19 protein-coding genes, 1 tRNA gene and 1 pseudogene are annotated in these 21,479 nt (G+C 66.4%); 13 read left to right on the top strand and 8 right to left on the bottom strand.

Annotation, left to right across the window (positions count from 1 at the left end):
- Positions 1-97: 97 nt before the first annotated feature.
- The 4 genes and pseudogenes from AC1DOX_RS05415 to gloB form a co-directional block, all read right to left on the bottom strand.
- Entirely contained in the window at positions 98-1,999 is a 1,902-nt protein-coding gene (locus AC1DOX_RS05415) for a propionate--CoA ligase (protein ID WP_441620965.1), read from the bottom strand.
- 117 nt (positions 2,000-2,116) lie between these two features.
- A pseudogene (locus AC1DOX_RS05410) lies at positions 2,117-3,083 on the bottom strand (glycerophosphodiester phosphodiesterase family protein).
- A 61-nt stretch (positions 3,084-3,144) separates the two neighbouring features.
- Entirely contained in the window at positions 3,145-4,839 is a 1,695-nt protein-coding gene (locus AC1DOX_RS05405) for a transglycosylase SLT domain-containing protein (protein ID WP_441620963.1), read from the bottom strand.
- 162 nt (positions 4,840-5,001) lie between these two features.
- The gene (gene gloB / locus AC1DOX_RS05400) at positions 5,002-5,802 is read right to left on the bottom strand and encodes a hydroxyacylglutathione hydrolase (protein WP_441620961.1); all 801 of its coding nucleotides are present in this window, start codon (positions 5,800-5,802) and stop codon (positions 5,002-5,004) included.
- Between the two features lie 10 nt (positions 5,803-5,812).
- On the opposite strand from gloB, the gene AC1DOX_RS05395 reads away from it, so the two are divergent.
- The 6 genes from AC1DOX_RS05395 to AC1DOX_RS05370 all read left to right on the top strand — a co-directional run bounded on the left by AC1DOX_RS05395 (position 5,813) and on the right by AC1DOX_RS05370 (position 9,378).
- Positions 5,813-6,607: a class I SAM-dependent methyltransferase gene (locus AC1DOX_RS05395; protein WP_441620959.1), complete on the top strand. Its 795-nt coding sequence runs from the start codon at positions 5,813-5,815 to the stop codon at positions 6,605-6,607.
- A 22-nt stretch (positions 6,608-6,629) separates the two neighbouring features.
- Entirely contained in the window at positions 6,630-7,067 is a 438-nt protein-coding gene (gene rnhA, locus AC1DOX_RS05390; RefSeq protein WP_092134386.1) for a ribonuclease HI, read from the top strand.
- 35 nt (positions 7,068-7,102) lie between these two features.
- Complete coding sequence (gene dnaQ, locus AC1DOX_RS05385; RefSeq protein WP_441620957.1) at positions 7,103-7,828, top strand: DNA polymerase III subunit epsilon; 726 nt, start codon at positions 7,103-7,105, stop codon at positions 7,826-7,828.
- Between the two features lie 151 nt (positions 7,829-7,979).
- Positions 7,980-8,054 (top strand) — tRNA-Val (locus AC1DOX_RS05380).
- A gap of 791 nt (positions 8,055-8,845) precedes the next feature.
- The gene (locus tag AC1DOX_RS05375; RefSeq protein WP_441620955.1) at positions 8,846-8,977 is read left to right on the top strand and encodes a hypothetical protein; all 132 of its coding nucleotides are present in this window, start codon (positions 8,846-8,848) and stop codon (positions 8,975-8,977) included.
- 74 nt (positions 8,978-9,051) lie between these two features.
- Positions 9,052-9,378, top strand: coding sequence for a hypothetical protein (locus tag AC1DOX_RS05370; protein WP_441620953.1), 327 nt, complete (start codon positions 9,052-9,054; stop codon positions 9,376-9,378).
- A gap of 71 nt (positions 9,379-9,449) precedes the next feature.
- Here AC1DOX_RS05370 and AC1DOX_RS05365 read toward each other — a convergent pair whose 3' ends face one another.
- From AC1DOX_RS05365 to AC1DOX_RS05355, 3 genes are all read right to left on the bottom strand, one after another.
- Positions 9,450-11,060, bottom strand: coding sequence for a rhodanese-related sulfurtransferase (locus tag AC1DOX_RS05365; RefSeq protein WP_441620951.1), 1,611 nt, complete (start codon positions 11,058-11,060; stop codon positions 9,450-9,452).
- Complete coding sequence (locus AC1DOX_RS05360; RefSeq protein WP_441620949.1) at positions 11,057-11,680, bottom strand: cysteine dioxygenase family protein; 624 nt, start codon at positions 11,678-11,680, stop codon at positions 11,057-11,059. The genes AC1DOX_RS05365 and AC1DOX_RS05360 overlap by 4 nt, the downstream gene beginning before the upstream one ends.
- An 86-nt stretch (positions 11,681-11,766) precedes the next feature.
- Positions 11,767-12,975: an acyl-CoA dehydrogenase family protein gene (locus AC1DOX_RS05355; protein ID WP_441620947.1), complete on the bottom strand. Its 1,209-nt coding sequence runs from the start codon at positions 12,973-12,975 to the stop codon at positions 11,767-11,769.
- Positions 12,976-13,174: 199 nt separating this feature from the next.
- Here AC1DOX_RS05355 and AC1DOX_RS05350 point away from each other — a divergent pair, with 199 nt between their 5' ends.
- The 7 genes from AC1DOX_RS05350 to AC1DOX_RS05320 all read left to right on the top strand — a co-directional run bounded on the left by AC1DOX_RS05350 (position 13,175) and on the right by AC1DOX_RS05320 (position 20,040).
- Entirely contained in the window at positions 13,175-14,266 is a 1,092-nt protein-coding gene (locus AC1DOX_RS05350; protein ID WP_441620945.1) for an LLM class flavin-dependent oxidoreductase, read from the top strand.
- A gap of 117 nt (positions 14,267-14,383) precedes the next feature.
- Positions 14,384-15,421 (top strand): ABC transporter substrate-binding protein, encoded by a 1,038-nt coding sequence (locus tag AC1DOX_RS05345; protein ID WP_441620943.1) that lies wholly within the window; start codon positions 14,384-14,386, stop codon positions 15,419-15,421.
- A 4-nt stretch (positions 15,422-15,425) separates the two neighbouring features.
- A complete protein-coding gene (locus AC1DOX_RS05340; RefSeq protein WP_441620941.1) occupies positions 15,426-16,523 on the top strand; it encodes an ABC transporter permease in 1,098 nt (365 codons plus the stop codon).
- Positions 16,517-17,335, top strand: a complete 819-nt coding sequence (locus AC1DOX_RS05335) for an ABC transporter ATP-binding protein (protein WP_441620939.1) — start codon at positions 16,517-16,519, stop codon at positions 17,333-17,335. Before AC1DOX_RS05340 ends, AC1DOX_RS05335 begins: the two co-directional genes overlap by 7 nt.
- A gap of 45 nt (positions 17,336-17,380) precedes the next feature.
- Entirely contained in the window at positions 17,381-18,568 is a 1,188-nt protein-coding gene (locus AC1DOX_RS05330) for a c-type cytochrome (RefSeq protein WP_441620937.1), read from the top strand.
- Positions 18,569-18,668: 100 nt separating this feature from the next.
- Positions 18,669-19,301 (top strand): flavin reductase family protein, encoded by a 633-nt coding sequence (locus tag AC1DOX_RS05325; RefSeq protein WP_441620935.1) that lies wholly within the window; start codon positions 18,669-18,671, stop codon positions 19,299-19,301.
- Positions 19,302-19,428: 127 nt separating this feature from the next.
- A complete protein-coding gene (locus tag AC1DOX_RS05320) occupies positions 19,429-20,040 on the top strand; it encodes a hypothetical protein (protein WP_441620933.1) in 612 nt (203 codons plus the stop codon).
- A gap of 30 nt (positions 20,041-20,070) precedes the next feature.
- Here the strand turns inward: AC1DOX_RS05320 and waaC are convergent, their stop codons facing one another.
- A complete protein-coding gene (gene waaC, locus AC1DOX_RS05315; protein ID WP_441620931.1) occupies positions 20,071-21,102 on the bottom strand; it encodes a lipopolysaccharide heptosyltransferase I in 1,032 nt (343 codons plus the stop codon).
- Between the last annotated feature and the right edge of the window lie 377 nt (positions 21,103-21,479).

Raw genomic sequence — 21,479 nt, 5'->3', positions numbered from 1 at the left:
CGAAATCTGCGCAAGTCCCCGCATTGATTGGGTTTTTGCCGGCCGGCCGCCCGCGCAGATTCGCGAGGGATCACATTGGACCCCGCTCCGATTCAGTCTAGGCGCCCTTTTCGGCCATCGCCGCCTTGACCTGTTCCAGCGCCGTCGGGTCCTCGATGGTCGTCAGGTCGCCCGGGTCTCGCCCCTCCGCCACCGCCTGAATGGCGCGCCGCAGCAACTTGCCGGACCGCGTCTTCGGCAGCGCGTTGACGAAAAACACACGTGCCGGACGCGCCACCGCGCCGAGTTGCTGCTCCACGGTCCTCATCAACTCGCCTTCCAGCGCCAGGCGGTCCGCCGGCGTGGCCGTGCGGGCGGCGTCGCGGGCAATGCAGAAGCCCATGGCCACCTGCCCCTTGAGCGCATCCTGCACACCGATCACCGCCACCTCCGCCACGCCCGCGTGCGACGACAGGCTCTCCTCGATCTCGCGCGTACCCAACCGGTGGCCTGCCACATTGATCACGTCGTCCGTTCGCCCGAGGATGAACACGTAGCCGTCCTCATCGCGCACGCCCCAGTCGAACGTCGAATAGCACTCCCGGTTCGGCACCGCCGACCAGTAGGTGCGGATGAACCGGTCATCATCGCCCCAGACCGTGGTCATGCAGCCCGGCGGCAATGGATAGTCGATAGCCACCACACCCTTCTGGTTAGGCGGGCATTCCTCGCCCGTGATTTCGTCGACGATGCGCAGGTCATAGCCGTAGGCCGGCACCCCCGGCGAGCCCAGCTTGGGCGGCAGCGCCTCCACACCGCGCTGGATCGCGATGATCGGCCAACCCGATTCGGTCTGCCAGTAATTGTCCACCACGGGCTTGCCGATGCCGTCCTGGATCCAGCGCGCGGTGGGCTCGTCCAGCGGTTCGCCGGCCAGGAACAACAGGCGCAGGCTGGACAGGTCATGGCGCCTGAGCAGCGCCGGGTCCTGCTTCTTGAGCACGCGGATCGCAGTCGGCGCGCTGAACATGAGGTTCACGCCGTACTGTTCGACGATTTTCCACAAGATGCCGCCATCGGGCCGGACCGGTGTGCCCTCGTACATCACGGTGGTCATGCCGGCCAGCAACGGCGCGTAGACGATGTAGCTGTGTCCGACCACCCAGCCGATGTCCGACGCCGTGAACATCGTGTCGCCGGGCTTGCCGCAGAAGATGTACGCCATCGATGTGGCCAGCGCCACCGCGTAGCCGCCGGTATCGCGCTGCACACCCTTCGGCTTGCCCGTGGTGCCGGAGGTATAGAGCACGTAGGACGGCTCGCTCGACTCCATCCAGACACACGGCACGGCCTGGCCGGCCACGCGGTCGCGCCAGGCGGCGTAGTCTTCGTCGCGGCCCGCGGTGTGCGGCATGTCCGCCAGCTTGCGGTCCACCAGCAGCACCTTCTCCGGATGATGACCGGCCAGCCGGATCGCCTCGTCGAGCAACGGCTTGTACGGCACGACCTTGCCCGCGCGCGACCCCGCATCGGCACTGACGATCACGCGCGGCCGGGCATCGTCGATGCGCGCGGCCAGGCTCACCGAGGCAAACCCGCCAAACACCACCGAGTGCACCGCGCCGATGCGCGCACAGGCCAGCATCGCGAACATCGCCTCGGGGATCATCGGCATGTAGATCAGCACGCGGTCCCCGCGCGTCACGCCCAGCCCCTGCAGGATCGCCGCCATGCGGGTCACTTCCTCGTGCAGTTGGGCGTAGGTATAGGTGCGCGCTTCGTCGGTCTCCGTGGAAACGTAGACCAGCGCACGCTGGTCGGCCCGCGCAGCCAGATGGCGGTCGATGGCGTTGTGGCACAGGTTGGTGCGTCCGCCGACAAACCAGCGCGCAAACGGCGGCCGGCTGTCGTCCAGCACCTGCTCAAAGGGGGTTTCCCAGTCGATACGCGCAGCCTGCTCCGCCCAGAAACCTGCCGGGTCGGACAGCGATCGCGCGTGCAGCGCACGGCTTGCCGTCATGATGGTGTCTCCTCCGCTTGACTGCGGTTTTATGGTCGACGGCTAGTGTGCCAGCGCAACCGATGGCGGTCTATGAGGGCAAATCGGCAGGAATTTGCCTCAGAGAGTTGATCACTATCAAGGCGACAGGGGCATGGCACGGATAGCGGCCATCTCGCGTGGGGAATCCACCAGGACGGCATCCATCCGCAGCCGCGCCGCCTCCTGGTATGCGGCGGCGTCGTTGACGCCGATCGCCAGCAGGCGGGTGCTGCCGTCGGCACGGAAACAGGACACGGAAGCCGGCGTCCACATCGCCGCACGGGTGCCGGAACGCCCTTCCCCCAGCGTGAAGCGCTCCACTACGTCGACGTTGCGGCGCATCTCGAAGCCGGCCCAGGTGCCGTCCGGCGGCGGGGACTTGCATTCGCGGGCCAGCGCGACATCGACCAGCCGCCCGCGCGTGGCATCGCGGGACTCGAACAACTGCGCCTGCGGCCACGCGGCAAAGGCTTGCTGGAAAACGGCCTCGGTGGAATAGATGCGTACGCGCTGCCACGCCTGGTGTTGCGCCAGGTCCGCCGCCACGGCAGCGGCCAGCGGGGGCGCCGGCAGGGATTTCATATCGAGGATGACCGGCACGGACGCCGGAATGGCGGCCAGCGCCTCATCCAGGGTTGGCAGCCCCACGGGCGCGGGTGCAATAGGGATAACGCTTGCCGCCGTCCGCATCGGTCACGGCAAACTGCCATCCCGCATTGCGCTGCCGCAATTCCGCCAGCGTCTTGCCCGCCACCGGCCCGGCCCCGTCGGTCAGCGCGGACAGATCGGCTGGCCGATAGAGCACCGGCACGCCATCCCGGCTCAACTGGACCGACAACCAGATCATGTCGACGCGATGCGCCAGCGCGGACTCGATCGCCACCAGCGTATTCTCGGGCGCATCGGCCGTGCCGGCGCGGTGCGCGACGATCCACGGTCGATGCGGATTGGAGACGGAGCCGACGGACGGACACGCCGCGACGGCACTGGCCGTCAACAGCACGGCCAGCGTACGGAACGCGATACGGGGAAGTAAAACAGGCAGGAAACGACAACAACGCATGGCAACACCCCCCAAAGAATCGGGTCAATGGGGCGGCTTGCTGTTGTCTACCAGACTGCGGTCAGTGAGCCTTGCCTTTTGGCTTGGCAGTCGCCTTGGGAGCCGGCGCGGATTTGGGCGGCGTGGGCGGGGCGGCCTTGCCGGATGCCTTGCTGGCGCCCTTGTGCGGCGTGGCCTCGACGACCACCCGCTTGCGCGGCTCGGCACGCTCGGTCTTGTCGGCCTTTGCAGCCTTCTCCGCCGTCTTGCCCTTCGCCTTGCCGTGCGCCGACGCCCGCACCGGCGCATCGTCGCTGTCGTCGCCGCGGTCCGCCCGCGCCGCGGCAGGCGAATTCGGCCGCACCATCAACACCAGGCTCTGACCGGCCACCAGCTTGCTGCCGGAGAGCTTGTTCCAGGACTGCACCTGCCGTGGGGATACGCCGAAGCGGTGCGCCACGGAAGACACGGTGTCCTTGCGGCCGGCGCGAACGACAATGCGCCGGGCATCGGGAACGTCCGGCTCGACGGCCAGCATCGCGGTGTCCACCAGCGATGCGCTGATGTCCTGGTCATGACGTTCCGAGCGCGGAATCATCACCGTCGACCCCGCCTTCAGCCGCATGCCCTTGGGGATGCGGTTGATTTCCCGCAGCGTGTCGGCATCGACATTGAGCCGTGCGGCCAGCGCTTCCACCCGCTCGCGGCTGTCCACCGTCACGGTCGTCCAGCTGGACAGCCCGCCACGGTAGGTATTCAGGTTGTACTGGAAGCGCTCGGCGTTATCGAACGGCAGCAGGATCTGCGGATTGGCCGCACCCAGGATCACCGGCCGGTTGAACGACGGGTTGAGCGCCTTGAACTCGTCCAGCGGCATGTTGGCCAGCTTGGCGGCCAGTGCCACGTCGATGTCGCGCGACGTGGTCACCGTGACGAAGTACGGATGATCCGGGATCTCGGGCAGCCGCACGCCGTACGCGGCCGGGTTGGCGATGATGTTCTTGACCGCCTGGAGCTTGGGCACGTAGTACCGCGTCTCGTTCGGCATCGTCAGGCTGGCGTAGTCCGTGGGCAGCCCGCGCGCCTGATTGCGCGCGATGGCGCGCGACACGGCGCCCTCTCCCCAGTTGTACGCGGCCAGCGCGAGTTGCCAGTCGCCGAACATGTCATACAGCCGCGAGAGGTAGTCCAGCGCGGCATCCGTGGATGCCAGCACGTCCCGGCGCTCGTCGCGGAACATGTTCTGCTTGAGGTTGTAGGTCTTGCCGGTGCTCGGGATGAACTGCCACATGCCGGCCGCCTTGGCCGTCGATTCCGCCTGGGGATTGAACGCGCTTTCGACGAACGGCAGCAAGGCCAGCTCAGTGGGCATCTTGCGCCGCTCCAGCTCCTCCACGATGTGGTAGAGGTAGCGGCTGGACCGGCCCACCATCCGCTCCATATAGTCGGGACGGGCGGCGTACCACTGGGTGCGGTCGTCCACCAGCGTGCCTTCCAGGTCCTGCATCGCAAAGCCGCGGCGGATGCGGGCCCAGATATCGGAGGACGGGCCGCGCATCCAGTCCACGCTGGTCTGGTCGACGTTGACGACGGCGTTACTGGAAAGCGAGCCGGGGCGGCCGGTGCTGTTGAGCGTGTTGAGCGGGTCCTTCTTGGGACCGGAATCCAGGGCGGTCGGCGTGCCGGCCATCTCGCCGGCAGGCGGGGTAGGTGTGCTGGCGCAGGCTGCAAGCAGCGCCGCACACGCAACTACCGCCAGAAATCGACCAAATCGCATTAATTTCTCTGAAAGTGACGCCAAAAAATTTTGCCTGATGCTATGGAAAAGGCCCGCTGGCGTCAATGAGATTTTCCCCATGACGCAATTTAAGATAGTCGCCGCGCGAGCGTTCCACTGTGCGGTGGAAAACGGCCAGCAGCGCGGCGCGGCGCCGGTCCGCTAGCGGAAGTTGTCCTTCCAGCCCCTCAAGGCGCCGAAGGCCGCCGCGTCATTGCTCACGTCCCCGCCCTGCGCCCCCACCGCCTGCCGTACGGCAGGCTCGCGCGAGCGCAGGAACGGGTTGACCGCGCGCTCGTGGGCCACCGTGGTCGGGACGGTCGGGGTGTCCGCGTGGCGCAGGGCATCGACCCGCGCCGCCCAGGCGGCGAGGTCCGCGTTGGCCGGCTCCACTGCCTGCGCAAAGCGGACATTGCCGCGGGTATATTCATGCGCACAATAGACTCGCGTGGCCCCGGGCAGCGCAGCCAGCTTGTCCAGCGACGCGAGCATCTGGGCCGGCGTGCCTTCAAAGAGCCGGCCACAGCCGCTGGCAAACATCGTGTCGCCACAGAACACCACGGGGCCGGCGCCGGGCAGATCGCCGACATAGGCCACATGGCCCGCGGTATGGCCGGGAACGTCCAGCACGCTGAAGGTGGCGGCCGGGTGGCGCAGCGTCACGGTGTCGCCCTCGCGCACGGCCTGTGTGCGGTGGCCGATACGTTCGCCTGCCGGGCCGACAACCGGCATCGGCGCGCCATCGGGGCCATTCGGGTGCGCGTCCAGAAGGTCCGACACGCCACCCTGGTGATCCCCATGGTGATGGGTGATTACAATAGCGCCCAGTGCCAGCCCATGCTGGGCCAGGAAACGCTCGACCGGCGCGGCCTCGCCGGGGTCCACGACCGCGGCGCTATGCCCGTCATGGATCGCCCAGATATAGTTGTCCTGGAAGGCGGGGATTGGCTCCACTTTCAACATGTGTGCTCCTATGTCCAACCGTCCGATTATAAATTGGGAAGACTGGCTGGCCTCGCCTCCCGGGCAGTATGTGCTGCAATGGGAAGGCCGGCAGTACGACCGGATCGTCGCGGACATCTTCGGCTATCACGCGGTCCAGCTGGGGTTGCCCGCCATCGACACGCTACGCGAGAACCGCATGCCGTTCTCGGCGCTGGCACTCGATGGCCGCTTTGGCCCGCACGGCCCGAGCGAGACCCACCCGGACGCCCGGCAGCTCCTTTGCCGCTTTGACGAGTTGCCATTCGACACGCAAAGCATCGACCTCGTCACCCTGCCCCATATCCTGGAATTTTCCGAGGACCCGCATGAAGTGCTGCGGGAGGTCTCCCGCGTGCTGATGCCCGAGGGCCGCGTGGTGGTGACCTGCTTCAACCCGATGAGCCTGTGGGGCGCGCGGCAGGGCCTGAACCGCCTGGGCGCATCGTCCTTCCTGCCCAGCGACGCCCAGACCATCGGCTTTGTGCGGATCAAGGACTGGCTCAAGCTGCTGGGGTTCGATATCATCCGCGGCCGCTTCGGCTGTTATTGCCCGCCCTACCGGACCGACCGCTGGATTCAGCGCACGGCCTTCATGGAAAAGGCCGGCGACCGCTGGTGGCCGATCTTCGGCGCGGTTTACATGATCTCGGCCGTCAAGCGGGTCAAGAACATTCGCCTGGTCGGGCCGGCCTGGAAGACCGCCAAGCCCACCCTGACACCTGTGGCCGCCCCCGTGGCCACGCCTACCGGCACGCACGGCAAGACGCCGGGCGACGATGCCTGAGACTCCCGAATACCTCCCATCCATGCAAGAAGTCACCATTTATTCCGACGGCGCCTGCAAGGGCAACCCTGGCCCCGGGGGCTGGGGCGCCGTGCTCGTCGCCGGCACCAGCGAGAAAGAACTGTTCGGCGGCGAGAACCCAACCACCAATAACCGCATGGAACTGACTGCCGTGATCGAGGCCCTGCGTGCGCTCAAGCGGCCGTGCGTGGTCCAGGTCTACACGGATTCACAGTACGTGCAAAAAGGCATCAGCGAGTGGATCACCGGCTGGAAGGCCCGTGGTTGGAAGACCGCTGACAAGAAGCCGGTGAAGAACGCCGACCTGTGGCAGCAACTGGACGAAGCCCGGCAGCCGCACACCATTTCCTGGCACTGGGTGCGCGGCCACAATGGCCACCCGGGCAACGAACGCGCCGACGCGCTGGCCAACCGTGGCGTGGCGTCGATCAACGTGTGACGCCCCGGCCTGCCCTCTCCGTTAGAATGCCCGCCATGCGACAGATCGTCCTCGATACCGAAACCACCGGCCTGAACCACGCCACCGGCGATCGCCTGATCGAAATCGGCTGCGTGGAAATGGTGAACCGGCGCCTGACCGGCCGCCACCTGCACTACTACGTCAATCCCGAGCGCGACATCCACGAAGATGCGATCGCCGTGCACGGCATCACGCTCGAATTCCTGGCCGACAAGCCGAAGTTCGCTGACGTCGTCCATGACATCCGCGATTTCGTGCAAGACGCCGAGTTGATCATCCACAACGCCGCGTTCGACCTGGGGTTCCTTGACATGGAATTCCAGTTGCTGGGCTTGCCGCCATTTCGCCAGCACGCCGGCAACGTGATCGACACGCTGCGCGAGGCCCGCCAGATGTTCCCCGGCAAGCGCAATTCGCTCGACGCCCTGTGCGACCGTCTGGGCATCAGCAACGCCCACCGCACACTGCACGGCGCATTGCTCGATGCGGAATTGCTGGCCGAGGTCTACCTGGCGATGACGCGCGGCCAGAATTCGCTGGTGATCGACATGCTGGAAGGCGGTACGGCGGGTGGCGATGCCCGGGCCGCCACCGATCTCTCCACCCTGACGCTGCCAGTCCTGCTTGCCACGGAGGCCGAAGTGTCGGCGCACGTGGGCGTGCTGAAGGAATTGGACAAGGCCAGCGGCGGCAAGACAGTATGGCAAGCAGCACCGCCGCCGGAGGCCACGATCCAGTAAGCGCACTGCCGCGTGTGACCCCGCCGTGTGATTCCGCCGATCCGGCCCCGCTCAGAAAGTTGAAAAAAGGGCTTTACAAGATACAGCCCCATCGGCATAATCTCGTTTCTCCGCTGCACGACACCAGCAACAACGGTGACGACGCAGAAAGGGGTGGTTAGCTCAGCGGTAGAGCACTGCCTTCACACGGCAGGGGTCACAGGTTCAATCCCTGTACCACCCACCAGAATTTGGTAGCAGAAATCAACGGCTTACAAGGTTCGCGCCTCGTAGGCCGTTTTGCTATTCTGACCAGCCCACAACGCACGCACGGCCTAGGTGTGCCCTCACGCGCCCTAGTCCGATTCCGGAGGCGTGCCGCTATTCGCTTCTCCCCCTCCACCCTCGCTGCCCGCCTGCATCCTCTCCCGCACCCGCTTCTGCAGGGTGGACACAATCCTTTCCATTTCCCTTACTGCCTCCAGCCGTACCTCTGCTGGAGCACGGCTGTCTGATGCGATCTCGCTGATGAGCCGGGAGCGCCATGCGCGCGTTTGGGCTCTCAGGGCGATGCGTGCCACCGCGCGACTCCTGCGCGACACACGCCCTCTTCCGGCCCACTGTCCGCCCACTGCCCTCCTACCCCTCTAGCTTCTGCCGCTCTGCGTGTTGGCGCGGCCGGGATGGGACGGCCAGCCCCGATACAAAAGCGGATTTATCTACATATGGCATCAAATGCAAAGCCACGGGCGGCCCATGCAAAGTGGCGCCTTGCCGCTATGCCTATCTTGGGTAGTGAGTTTGTTGGATTCAGATGCAATAAACGAACACACCATGAAAAGGATCATTATCGCTGCACTCCTCGCGACCTCTACCCTCGCTCCTGCCGCGCATGCGGCCTCTACCTTCTGTGCCGACTTCAAATGCGTAGATTGGACTGAACATGCCGAAAGAATCAACTCCAGGAACATCGCAATGGGTGCGCTTATTGCTGGTTACGCATCCGATTTCCCCTCTTGATTCTCCGAGTATCTGAAAATGAAACGGATTATCGCCAGCGCGCTCGCCCCTTTGGCCATCTGTCTTTCCGCCACCGCCGCGCTTGCCTTTCTGACCCTCTGCCTTTTGGCTACCGCTGTTTTATTTGGATACTTCGAATTTCAAAAGTGATTACCACGTCCACAGGATCGAACCGATCCTGAGTGGCAACCAGATCAAACGCAATATCGAGATCGAGTTTAATTATGCTTGGATTGTTCAAGAAGAAGCCTGCCAATATTCACGATTTGCCCTTTGGCGAAAAGAACCAAGGGGAAATCCGCGAACTTGCAGAGAGTTTGGCCAACCAAATCCGGATCATTGTGTATGAAGATGTTTCTGGCTCAAGTCGCGAGCATGATAAACGCACATTTCACAAGATCGAAGATGCGGCATTCGAGATTAGCAGCAGCATGTTCGATCGCGTCAAGATTTGGAATGCCGTGGAGGGCGTTGACAGGGACGCATACGATAACCTTATCGCTGCGATCCAAAACCTGGGGCGCAACAACCGCGTTGCATCGATCATCTAGCAACAGGCGCAGCACTCCTGCCTGTCGCACGAGGCGGGGCCACTTCCCCCGCCTTCCGCCCCATCCCTCGCTCAGACCACCCCAAAGAAATGCGTCTGGTCGCGTTCGAGCTGGGCGATCAGTCCGAATTCCCAATCCAGATATGCCTGCATCGCCGCTGTCGCGTTGTCGGTGCCCTCGTAGGGGCGGCGATAGCGATCCGTGCGTGGCACGGTCAGGTGTGTCTCGCCCTGCTCCAGCGGCAAGCCTGCCTCGATCCACGCGGCGGTGCCGCCTTCCAGCACCACAACCTCCGCCGATGTCAGCCGCTTCAGGTCCGCCGCGGCAAACCGCGCCAGCTGGCTCGTTCCGCAAGTCAGCACGTAACGCCTCGCCGATGGAATATTCGCCAGCGCCTGCTCCAGTTGCGCGCGGATCACGAACCACGCGCCCGGGATATGCCGCTTCACGTAGTTCGCACTCGCGGTGACGTCCAGCACGGCGATCTCGTCTTTCCCTGCCTCCGCCAGCCAGGCGGCCAGTGTCGCCGGCGATACCGTTGCCACCGGTGCAGACTCCGGCACCGGCACGCTCGTCGCGCCACGCTCGCTTCGCCCGGTGTCGGGTACGGGATCGACAACCACCACATCCCAGCCCATCTGAGCCAGCCACGACGCCGTCATGTCCGCTCGCACGCCATCATCGTCGGCCAGCACGATGCGGGCGCCACGCACCGGCGCGACGTGGTCGGTCTCCTGCACCAGCTGACCACCGGGCGCGTTGGTGAAGTCCGGCAGGTGGCCATCGGCAAACTCCTCCGGCGTACGGACATCGAATCGATACAGCGTGCGCCCCGCTTCCTGCAACGATTCCACCGCGTCATGGGCAATGCGCCGCACCCCGGCACGCGCCGCGATTTCGCGTGCGCCGCTGCGAGCGAGATCGCGATTGGCGGCATCGACCACGGCCGGCGCGCGGCGACTGGCGCCGTGGTCCAGCACCTGCCCGGCCAGCGTCCAGCCAATCGTCCCGTTGCGCAGCGCCGCCACCGGGTTCGGAATGCCCGCATTGATCAGCGATTGCGTGCCAATAATGCTGCGCGTACGGCCCGCGCAATTGACGATGACCCGCGTCTTCGGGTCCGGCGCCAGCTCTCGCACGCGCAACACCAGCTCCGCGCCGGGCAAGCTCGTGGCCGTGGGAATGCTCATGGTCTGGTATTCGTCAAAGCGGCGCGCGTCGACGATCACCACATCGGCCCTGGCGTCGATCAGCGCCTGCACCTCCTGCGCCGGCAGGGACGGCGTATGACGCTTTGCCTCCACCAGCTCGCCGAATGATTTGCTCGGCACGTTGACGTCGCGGAACACTTCACCGCCCGCCGCGATCCATGCGGCCAGCCCGCCGTCCAGCAGCGAAACCTCCGTATAGCCCAGCTCACGCAGCACGGCAGCCGCGCGCGGCGCCAGGTCCACGCCATCGTGCTCGCCATAGACCACGATCCGCGTATTGCGGCGCGGGATGCGCGACCACGCTTGCAGCTCCAGCTTCGACAGCGGGAAATTCGTCGCCCACAGCGGATGCTGCTGCGCGAACGGGTCTTCCTCGCGCACGTCGATCAGTGCGATCTCGGTGCGGTCCAGCAATGCCTGGCGCACCGCCAGGCTCGTCGTAGTCGGGAATGCTTGATGGAAATCGGTCATGACGCTGCAGGGTCCTTCGATCGGTCCCAGGGGTTGGGGAGTGTCTGGTTGGAATAGCCGGAGATGAATGCCTTGCGGCCGCCCTCCTCCGGATACACATGGCGACGTACCGCGCCGATATTGGCGCCGTACACATGGATGCTGATCGACACGCGGTCGCCATAGGCGTTGTGCACACGATGGATATCGCCCACCGTCGGCGATACGGCCTCGACGTGCCCTGGCTCGAGGCGAATCGGCTCGCCCTGCGGACGCGGCTTGCCGTCGGCATCGAGCGCAAACGGCTGCGAATACTCCGCGCCGCGCAGCATGCCGATCATCCCCCACACGGTGTGGTCGTGGATCGGTGTGCGCTGCCCCGGGCCCCAGACAAAGCTGACGACCGAGAAGCGCTCGGCGGAATCGCAATGCAGCAGCACCTGCTGGTAGTACTCCGGGTGCGGTTGGGCAAAGGCATCGGGCAGCCAGTCGTCACGGGCAACCAGTCGCGCAAGCAGCGCGCCGCCTTCGGCAAGAATCCGGGATTCGTCGGGTTGCTGGTCGAGCAACGCGGACAAGCCGGTAATGAACTCGCGCAGCGGCGTCAGCGAGCCCTTGGTGTCGGGCAGGGAATCGTGCATCCCAGTCTCCTGATGGATCGTCCGGCCGTCTGATCGCGGCCGGTGGCCACAAACATAGCATGAAGCCTGCGGGCCGTTTGGCAGGGTCACAAGGCCAGCGCGGCACGGCCCGCGGCGATTAGGATCGAATCGTTCTGCGGCGTGTGGATGCGGCTGCAAAGCACATCCCGATAGTGCCGCTCGAGCGGATTGTTGCGGCTCAGACCGTGATTGCCGGACAGTTGCAAGGCCAGCTCCACGGCCCGGATGGCATTGCCGGTGACCGTGAACTTCAAGAGGCCGCTGTCCGTGGCCAGTGGCGGCGCGCCCGCATCGGTGCGCGCGGCGGCCGCGTCCAGCAGCACCTGGTTGGTGTGGAGCAGCGCAGCGATCTCGCCGATGGTCTCCTGCACACGCGGCAGCGTGGCCAGCGACGCGCCGAGGCTGCCCGGTGCGCGCTCACGCACAAAGCCGCGAATCCAGTCGAAGCCGGCGCGCGCCACGGCGTCGTACAGACTGCCGAGCAGCACCACCATCCACGCCTGCTGATCCGTACTGGCGTCGACGTCCGCCTGACTGGCGCCCGCAGGTGCCCACGCGGCGGGCGGGCGGATATCGACGGCGTTCGCGAGCGGTATCCATACGTCGTCCAGCACGGTCTCGTGGCTGCCTGAAGCGCGCAAGCCGAGGTGATTCCAGTTCTCCACCACGCCGATGCCCGGCGTATCGGCCTCCGGCTTTGGCACGAGGAAAATGCCGACGCGCGGATCTGGCTCATGCGTGCGCGCCCACACGACCAGCCATTTCAGCGCCGGAATACCGGTGCTGTAGAGCTTGCGGCCACGGATGCGCCATTGATCGCCCACGCGCGTGGCCACAGTGGCCGGCAGTCCGCCACGCGCCGGCGAGCCGAGGTCCGGCTCCACGCGTAGCGAATTGATCAGCGCACCGGACGCCACCGCGCTGGAAAACACCTCCCGCCGCACGGCTTCCGGCCAGCGCGAATCGGCGCGGCCGATGGCTCGGTGCTGCAGATAGGTCATCGTCAGCACCAGCGCCGTCGCCGCATCGCCAGATGCCGCCGCGGCGACGATGCGTCGCGCCTCCGCCAGGCCCGCCCCGCCGCCACCGTATTCGCGCGGCACCACCTGGGCAATCAATCCATGCCGATGCAGCCAATCGAAGTTGTCGTGCGGAAAGCTGCCCTGTGCGTCGTGATCGGCGGCCGTCGCGGCAAAGCGGGCAGTCAGTTCAGCCAGCACATCGGCCAGCCGCGGCTCGCTCGCCGGCAGCCGGCGCAGCGGAGAAGAAGACATGGTGCGGGTCCTTGCAGGGGATGCTCGTGAAGGGATCGCCGCATAGCGTACCGCTGGCGCAGCGCGCCGATAACGACGCATATCGCATATCCAGCAGCGGTTTTTGCTGAATATTCAGTGGCGTTTTTATTCGTTGGGGCGTGCCGGACGCTGGCGTACTTTCTTCCTCAGCCCGCTTCACGAACCAGGAGAACCACGCATGAGCGTCGACATCATCGGCATGATCCAGAGCCAGAAGCAGTCCGAGATCCATCCGCCTTCCGGCCCGGTGATCGATCGCGACTATGTGCGCGCCTTCGCGCAGGCCCACGAGCAGGCGGGCTTCGACCGCATCCTGGTGCCCCACCACTCCACCGGCCCGTCGGCCACGCTGACCATTTCCTATGCGGCCACGGTCACCGAGCGGATTCACTTCATGCTGGCTCACCGGCCGGGATTCACGTCGCCGACACTGGCCGCGCGCCAGATCGCCACGCTGGACCAGTTCAGCGGCGGACGGCTGGGCGTGCATTTCATCTCGGGCGGCTCCGACGACGAACAGAAGCGGGACGGCGACTATCTCGACCATGACCAGCGCTACGCCCGCACCGATGAGTACCTCGGCATCCTCCGCCGCATCTGGACGGAGGACAAACCATTCGACCACGCGGGCACCTTCTATCGCTTCAGCAATGGTTTCTCCGAGGTCAAGCCGGCGCAGCGGCCGCATGTGCCGGTCTACTTTGGCGGCGCGTCCGAGGCCGCCATCGCCGTTGCGGGCAAGCATGCCGACGTCTACGCACTGTGGGGCGAATCGCTCGAACAGGTGCGCGAGCTGACCACGCGCGTGCGCGCCGAAGCCGCGAAGCATGGGCGCGAGGTGCGCTTCTCGGTCTCGTTCCGGCCGGTGCTGGCCGAAACGGAAGACAAGGCCTGGGCCCGCGCCGAGAGCATCCTGGAGCGCACGCGCGCCCTGCGCGTACAGGCTGGCTACAGCCGCGGCGGCCCGCAGCAGAGCGAGGGAGCACGCCGCCTGCTGGCGGCGGCCGAGCAAGGCGACCGCGTCGACGCGCGGTTGTGGACCGGCATCGCTCGCGAAACCGGCGGCCGCCATAACTCGACCGGACTCGTCGGCACACCCGAGCAGGTGGCCGAGGCGCTGCTGGCCTACTACGACATCGGCGTCACCACCTTCCTGATTCGCGGCTTCGATCCGCTGGAAGACGCAATTGACTACGGCCGGGAGCTGATCCCGCGTGTCCGCGAGCTGGTCGCCCGGCGCGACGCGGAAGGCAGCCGGAAGGCCGCCTGAGCCCGACCCTGCCCGCTGCAATAACGTCGACGACGGCGCAACGAGGACGCCATGACGGCGCGGGCGACATCGCAGAACGAATCTACGTGCCATGACAAGACGGGAAAACAGACAACCATGAGCCAGCCGGAAGCCAACCCCATCCACGGTCCACACCGCTCACACAGCTCGCGCCGCCGCGATCTCCTGCGGCTGGCCGGTTCGGCGGCGATTGCCGCGCCCGCGCTGATCCTGGGCCGCCAGGCCTGGTCGGCGCCGCGCAAGCTGACGTTCGCGTGGAACCAGAACTCCTTTTGCCTGACGCCGATCGTCGTCGCGCAGGAACGGGGCTTCTTCGAGAAGAATGGCCTGCAGGTGGACCTGATCAACTACAGCGGCTCCACGGACCAGTTGCTGGAGTCGATCGCCACCGGCAAGGCCGATGCCGCCGTGGGCATGATTCACCGCTGGCTCAAGCCGCTCGAAGCGGGCTTCGACGTCAAGATCATCGGCAGCTCGCACGGCGGTTGCGTGCGGCTGGTGGGTTCGAAGGCCGCAGGGGTCACGAACCTGCAGCAACTGAAGGGAAAGACCGTGGGCGTGAGCGACCTGGCCGCGCCGGGCAAGCACTTCTTCACGATCCTGCTGGCCAAGAACGGCATCGACCCGGACAAGGACATCACGTGGCGCCAGTACCCGGCCGACCTGCTGGGTGTAGCCGTGGACAAGGGCGAGATCCAGGCGATTGCCGACGGTGATCCCAACCTCTACCTGCTGGAAAAGCGCACCAACGGCGCCTACGTGGAGCTGGCGACCAACCTGACCGGCGAGTACGCGCGCAAGGTCTGCTGCGTGGTCGGTGCGCGCGGGGAGCTGGTGCGCAACGACAAGCCGGCCGCATCCGCGCTAGCGCGCTCGATCGTCCAGGCGACGGACTTCGTCAACGAGAATCCGAACGAGGCCGCCCGCGTATTCGCCAAGTACTCGCCGAAGATCCATCCGGACGACTTGCGCAAGCTGTACGCCACGCTGACCTACACGCACCACCCGACCGGCGTCGACCTGCAAGAGGAGATCGCGTTCTACGCCGACGACTTCCGCCGTATCGGCGTGCTCAAAAAGTCCACCGATGCAAAGCGGCTGGCGCAGCATGTCTACGCCAACGTTCTGGGGTGATGCCATGACGACGAGCCACACCGCGCTGGACGCGGGTCTTGCCCGCGACAACGAAGCGGGGCGCGGCGCTTTCTCCGGCGCGGCGCCCGGTGCCGCCCGCGCTGCGGCCGGCCACACGCCTGCGCAGCCGCATCGTGCGAGCCTCTGGCTGACGGGCCTGGTTGCGGCGCTGACCTGGGCCGCATTCGGCGCGGTGACCTGGCGCTGGCCCAACAAGGCCGTCGGCTTCAGCGACTGGGCCTATACCGAAGCCCTCGGGATCGCCGCGCTGGCGGTCGCCGCCGCATTGGCGTTGCTGGCGCTGACGGGCCAGCATGTGGCCCCGCTGCGGCGCGCACTGACCGCGTTGCGCGCGGCAGGGCCCTGGCTGGTGGCGTTGCCACTGGGGTTCGCCGCGTGGGAAATCCTGACCGCCAAGACCGCCATCCTGCCGGCCCCCTTCTTCGCGCCGCCGCAGGCGTTGATCGAGGTCTATCTCGACGACTGGCAGCGCCTGGGCGACAGCGTGCTGAACACCCTGAAGCTGCTCGGGCTGGGCGTGGCCTATGGTGGGGCGGCGGGCTTCCTGATCGGCGTGTCGATCGGCTGGTCGCGCCGAATCGGCTACTGGGTCCACCCCGTGCTGCGCGTGCTGGGGCCGCTGCCCTCCACCGCACTGCTGCCGCTGACGTTCTACTTCTTCCCGTCCAGCTATTCCGCCGCCGTGTTCCTGATCGCACTGGCGACGGCCTTCCCGGTGGCCGTGCTGACATGGTCCGGCGTGGCCGGCGTCAACAAGAGCTACTACGACGTGGCCCGCACGATGGGCGCCTCCGGCTGGTTCCTGGTGCTGCGCGTGGCGATTCCCGCCGCGCTGCCGCAGGTGTTCGTCGGCCTGTTCATGGGACTGGGCGCATCGTTCTCGGTACTCGTCACCGCCGAGATGATGGGCGTGAAATCGGGCCTCGGGTGGTACCTCACCTGGGCGCAAGGCTGGGCCTCGTACGTGAACATGTACGCCGCGCTGATCGTGATGGCGCTGCTGTTCTCGGGCGTCATCACATTGCTGTTCGTCGTGCGCGACCGCGCGCTGTCGTGGCAAAAAGGAACCGTGAAATGGTAGCCGTCCTCGCGCGCGAACCGGCCGCGCAGGCTCATGATCCGGTGCCGGCATCCGGCCCGGGAGCCCGCATCGATATCCGCAACGTCAGCCATGCCTTTGGCGACGGCGACAAGCGCCTGGAGGTGCTCGACGACGTCAACCTGACCGTGGCGCCCGGCGAATTCGTGGCCCTGCTGGGCCCGAGCGGCTGCGGCAAGTCCACGCTGCTGCGGCTGGTCGCCGGGCTCGACGCGCCATCATCGGGCCAGATCCTGCAGGACGGCTCGCCGATCGAAAACCCGGACCCGTCGCGCATCGTCGTCTTCCAGGACCCGACGCTCTACCCCTGGCGCCGCGTGTGGGACAACGTGGCGCTGGGCCTTCAGGCGCGCGGCATCGTCAAGCGCGAACGCCATCGCGTGGATGACGCGCTCCGGCGCGTGGGGCTCGAAGCGTTCGACCGCGCCTTCCCGCACCAGCTCTCTGGCGGCATGGCGCAGCGCGTGGCACTGGCTCGCGCGCTGGTCAATGATCCGCAATTGCTCGTGCTCGACGAACCGCTCGGCAAGCTCGACTCGCTGACCCGGCTGGCCATGCAGAGCGATCTGGTCGAGCTATGGCAACGCGCCGGCTTCTCCGCACTGCTGGTCACACACGATGTGGAAGAGGCGCTGTTCCTGGCGCAGCGCGTGATCGTGTTCAGCGACCGTCCGGCAAAAATCCGGGCCGAACTCAAGGTCGACCTGCCCTACCCGCGCCATCGCGGCGATCCGCGCCTGACGGCTCTGCGTCACGAAGCGCTGCGTCTTCTGGGGCTCGATGCCAGCTGGTAACGCAATGACGGCAACGGCCCCGCGCCACCGCAGCCGGGGCAGCGCATGAACGGCCTGCCGCCGCAGGCGTGGCTCAACACCCTGCTCGTGGTGCTTCACGAAGCGCAGCTCGCACTGCTGCGCGCCTGGCACGCGCTCGGCCTGACTGGCGACATCCACGGCCAGCCCGCGTGGCCGTGGGCCCATCGCATCGTGGGCGAGACCCTGCTGATCGACCTCGGCCTGGCGCGGCAACTCGCGTGGAGCGTGGCGGCGATTACCTTCGCGCTGGTCGCAGTCATGGTTGCGCTGCTGTGGCGCCGCCGGCGACTGCCGTGGCTGGCGGCCGGCGCGCTGGCGTTGGTGCTGGCGCCCTGGCCCTCGCCGGCGCTGGTGTTCGGCCCGGCCGCGCCGACGAGATTTCACGCAAGCCCCACCGGTTTTTCGGTCGCATCCATCGCTCGCGGCGAGCACATCTATACGCAGCATTGCGCGGCCTGCCACGGCGCGGATGGACGCGGCGAAGGCCCACTCGCGGCCGCGCTGCAACATTGGCCGCCGACCGTGGTCAGCCCATTGCTGGGACGCCGTGCAGAGGGCGAGTTGTTCTGGCACATCCAGACCGGCATGCGCGACGTACGCGGCCGGTCGACGATGCCCGCATTTGGCCGGCTTCTGGATGATGCCGACACATGGGCGGTGCTCGACTACATGAAGGCGCTGGCCGCCGGCAGCGGCGCCATCGCCACCGGTAGCTGGCCGAATCCGCTGCGCCTGCCCGATGTTTCCATTCGCTGCGGCACCGATGCGCCGCGCCCGCTCCCTGAATGGCGTGGCAACCAGCGCGTGCGCGTGGTGGCGTTCGACGGCCCTCCCGCCGCACTGCCGCTAGAGGATCCGCGCTTCCTGACACTGCTGGTGACGCCGGACGGCAAGCCGCCCGCCAGCGTGCCGCAATTTCGCGCAGGGTGCGTGGCGATGCCAGCGGCGACGTGGCGCGTGATCGCGCAGATCGCCGGCGTCCCGACTTCCGCATTGGCCGGCACCGAGCTACTGGCTGACCGCAACGGCTGGCTGCGCGCACGCGGCGCGCCGGGTCGCGGCACCTGGAGCGATGCCGACCTGCTTTGCACCTCGGGCCAGCCGGCGGCCGCGCGCGCCGGAACGCCACCATCGCGGGACGGCCTCACCGCGTTGCTGTTGCGCATGGATGCCGAACCCGTTCGCTTTATTCAAGGCGGATTTATTCACTAGGGAGGCCGGTGCACGCCGGGACAGCAAGGGCGGCATGCTGCGACAAACCCCGGAGCATGCGAGACTAGTCGCCTGTCCCTTTTCTCTCGGCCACGCCACCATGTCCGACCATCGCCAAGCCCCGTCCGACATCCATTTCTACCGTCCCGAAGATGGCCACGGCCTGCCTCACGATCCGTTCAAGGCTATCGTCGCGCCCCGCATGATCGGCTGGATTTCCAGTCGCGACGCAGCGGGCCGCGTCAACCTGGCGCCGTACAGCTTCTTTGGTGCCTTTGCCGGCAACCCGCCCGTGATCGGGTTTTCCAGCGAGGGCTACAAGGACACGGTCCGCAATATCGAGGCCACTGGCGAATTCGCGTGGAACATGGCCAGCCTGTCCCTGGCCGAGAAGATGAATGTCACCTCTGCCAGCGTGCCGAGCGATGTCGACGAATTCGTGCTGGCCGGGCTAACGCCGGCACCGGGGCGCAGCATCGCGGCGCCCCATGTGGCCGAGTCCCCGGCGGCGCTGGAATGCAAGGTGTTGCAAGTGATCCGGCTGACCGCGCTGGACGGATCGCCGATGCCCAACTGGCTGGTGCTGGGCCAGGTGGTGGGGGTGCATATCCGTGGCGAGTTTCTCAAGGAGGGGATGTTCGACACCTTCCTCGCCCAACCCGTGATGCGGGCCGGCTATCGTGCCGACTATGCGCAAACGGGCGACAAGTTCGAGATGATCCGGCCGCGCTGAGCAGGGGTTCGATCAATGATCACCAAAGATTCAGACACTTCAGACGCCAATTCCAGACTTTTCCTGTAGATCCGCCCACACGGGCCGCGTAGCGTGAGGGCCCTCCTCTTGCTACGGAATCACGTGGATGTCGCTGGACCTGCTGCCTTCGGAGTACGCCGCTCAACTCGCCATCGGGGCCATACGGCCCTGGACGGGCCACCATGCCGGGTCCGCCAGCCTGTTCGAGGTCCGGCCGCCACACATCCCGTGCGATGTGCGCCCGGTCTTCGACGAAGACCTGGATTGCATCATCGGATACCACCGCGTATTCCGGGAGCGTTGCTATCTCTATGACCTGACCGGGGACATGGCCGCGATCTGGGAAGGCATGAAGGATTTACCGCCACCGGCGCAGCACGATACGTTGCTGGTGGCGGGCGGCCTCTGGGCCGCGAATGTGCGTGGGATGACGGCGCTGGGGATTGCGGGGAGCGGGGTCGCGCTGGCGCCGACGACGCTGGCCCAGCTACGCAAGCGGTTTGCCGGGCTGACGCAGGTGCCGCTGCACTTCACGGAGTGCCGCGCACGCCAGCATGGACGATGCGCGGCGCTTTGTGCCACCGCATTTCCTGCGGCTGGCGATGCGACTGGGCCAGCGCGGCAACGCGCCCGCGGAATGGCCGGGTGCGGCGCGCTATCTGGCCAGGATGTCGATCATGCAACTGCCCTGCATCCTGGACCTGGTCACCGTCGATGACGGCACTGTGGTCCAGTTCCGGCACTGGCGTTACGCCGAGACCCGGCCGGACGATGCCTGGCCGGCAGCCTGAACGGAAGGAGGGGTCGTAGCGGCCGGCGACTGCGTCACCTGCCCGATCGCGGCCATGACGGCGTCCACCGAGGGCGGTGCGCCGTTATCGCCGATCGACACCGACTGCCCCGGCCGCTGCACGCCGAAATGCGCGCACGACGTGGCCGTGAACAGCATGACGGTGGGCTTGCCGAGCGCGTCGGCCAGATGGACGAAACCGGTGTCCATGCCGACGACCAGGGCGGCGGCATCCACGCGCTGCGCGCATTCGGTAATGGACATGCGCGGCAGCACCTCGGCATCGGGAATCGCCGCCGCCAGCGCCTGGGATTCCTCATGCTCTTTGGCGGAGCCCCATGGCAATTGCACGCGGTAGCCGCGCGCGGCCAGCGCCTGGCCGACCTGGATCCAGTTGGCCTGTGGCCATTTCTTGATCTCCGCGGACGTCGCGTGGAACAGCATCGCGCGCGGCACGCCGTCGGTGTTCAGCGGCGTGGCGGGTGCCGGCACGCGCAGGTCGCAGACCTCGGGCGGTTCGATCTCGTACCCCAGCGCATTGGCCACGACCAGCCGCATCTTGTGGCGGCACGTCGCGTCGCCGTGCGGCCCGAAGATATCCGTATAGGCAAAGACGGCCTTGGCCTCCCCAAGGAATTCGGCCGCGTAGCCGAAGCGGCGCGGCGCACGCGCCAACCGCGCGACGATGGCGCTCTTGTAGACGCCGTGGACGTCGACCACCACGTCATACTTCTCGCGTCGCAAGTCGCGCACGGCGCGCAGGATGCCGCGCAGGTCTTTCCACTGCTTGCCGTTTTTCTTGAACTGCCGCAGCGGTGGCGCGATCACGCGGTCCACACCCACGGTCCAGCTCGGAATATCGGCGCACGATGCGTCGGCCACCCAATCGATTGCCGCGCCTGGATAGGCGCGCCGCAGGTCGGAAACCAGCGGCAGGGTGTGTACCATGTCGCCAAGCGAGGTGATCTTGATCAGGAGGATGCGCTTCATGGAAACAGGGGGCGTAATGGCGGGCTGGTGCGGCCAATGGCGGCCGCCCGGAAAGGCGCTAGTATGCCTGACGCGCCCGGGCCCGGGACGGCGAAAATGCAATCCAGTCCGCATATCCGCCCGACGTACGCGACGCCTGCGGCACGGCGCCGCTTTTTGTTACATCTGGCGAATTGCGACGCCCTTCCCCGCACCCCCCCCTGCAACACCCAGTCCCTTATCTCCAGACCTGAGCTTTACCCACAAGCTTGGCTCGCTATCCCGAATTAAAGATACGGAACATCTCTGTGATTTCGTGCAAGACGAGGAAGCCTCGCCAGATGACGGTAGCGCCGGGCGGAGGATCGTTGCGGCGATTCAGGTAGCCGCCAAGGGTG

The sequence above is a fragment of the Cupriavidus sp. 01L415 genome (genome assembly GCF_056400065.1).
Note: the sequence above shows the minus strand (reverse complement) of the source record. Positions and strands in the feature narration are given on the sequence as shown.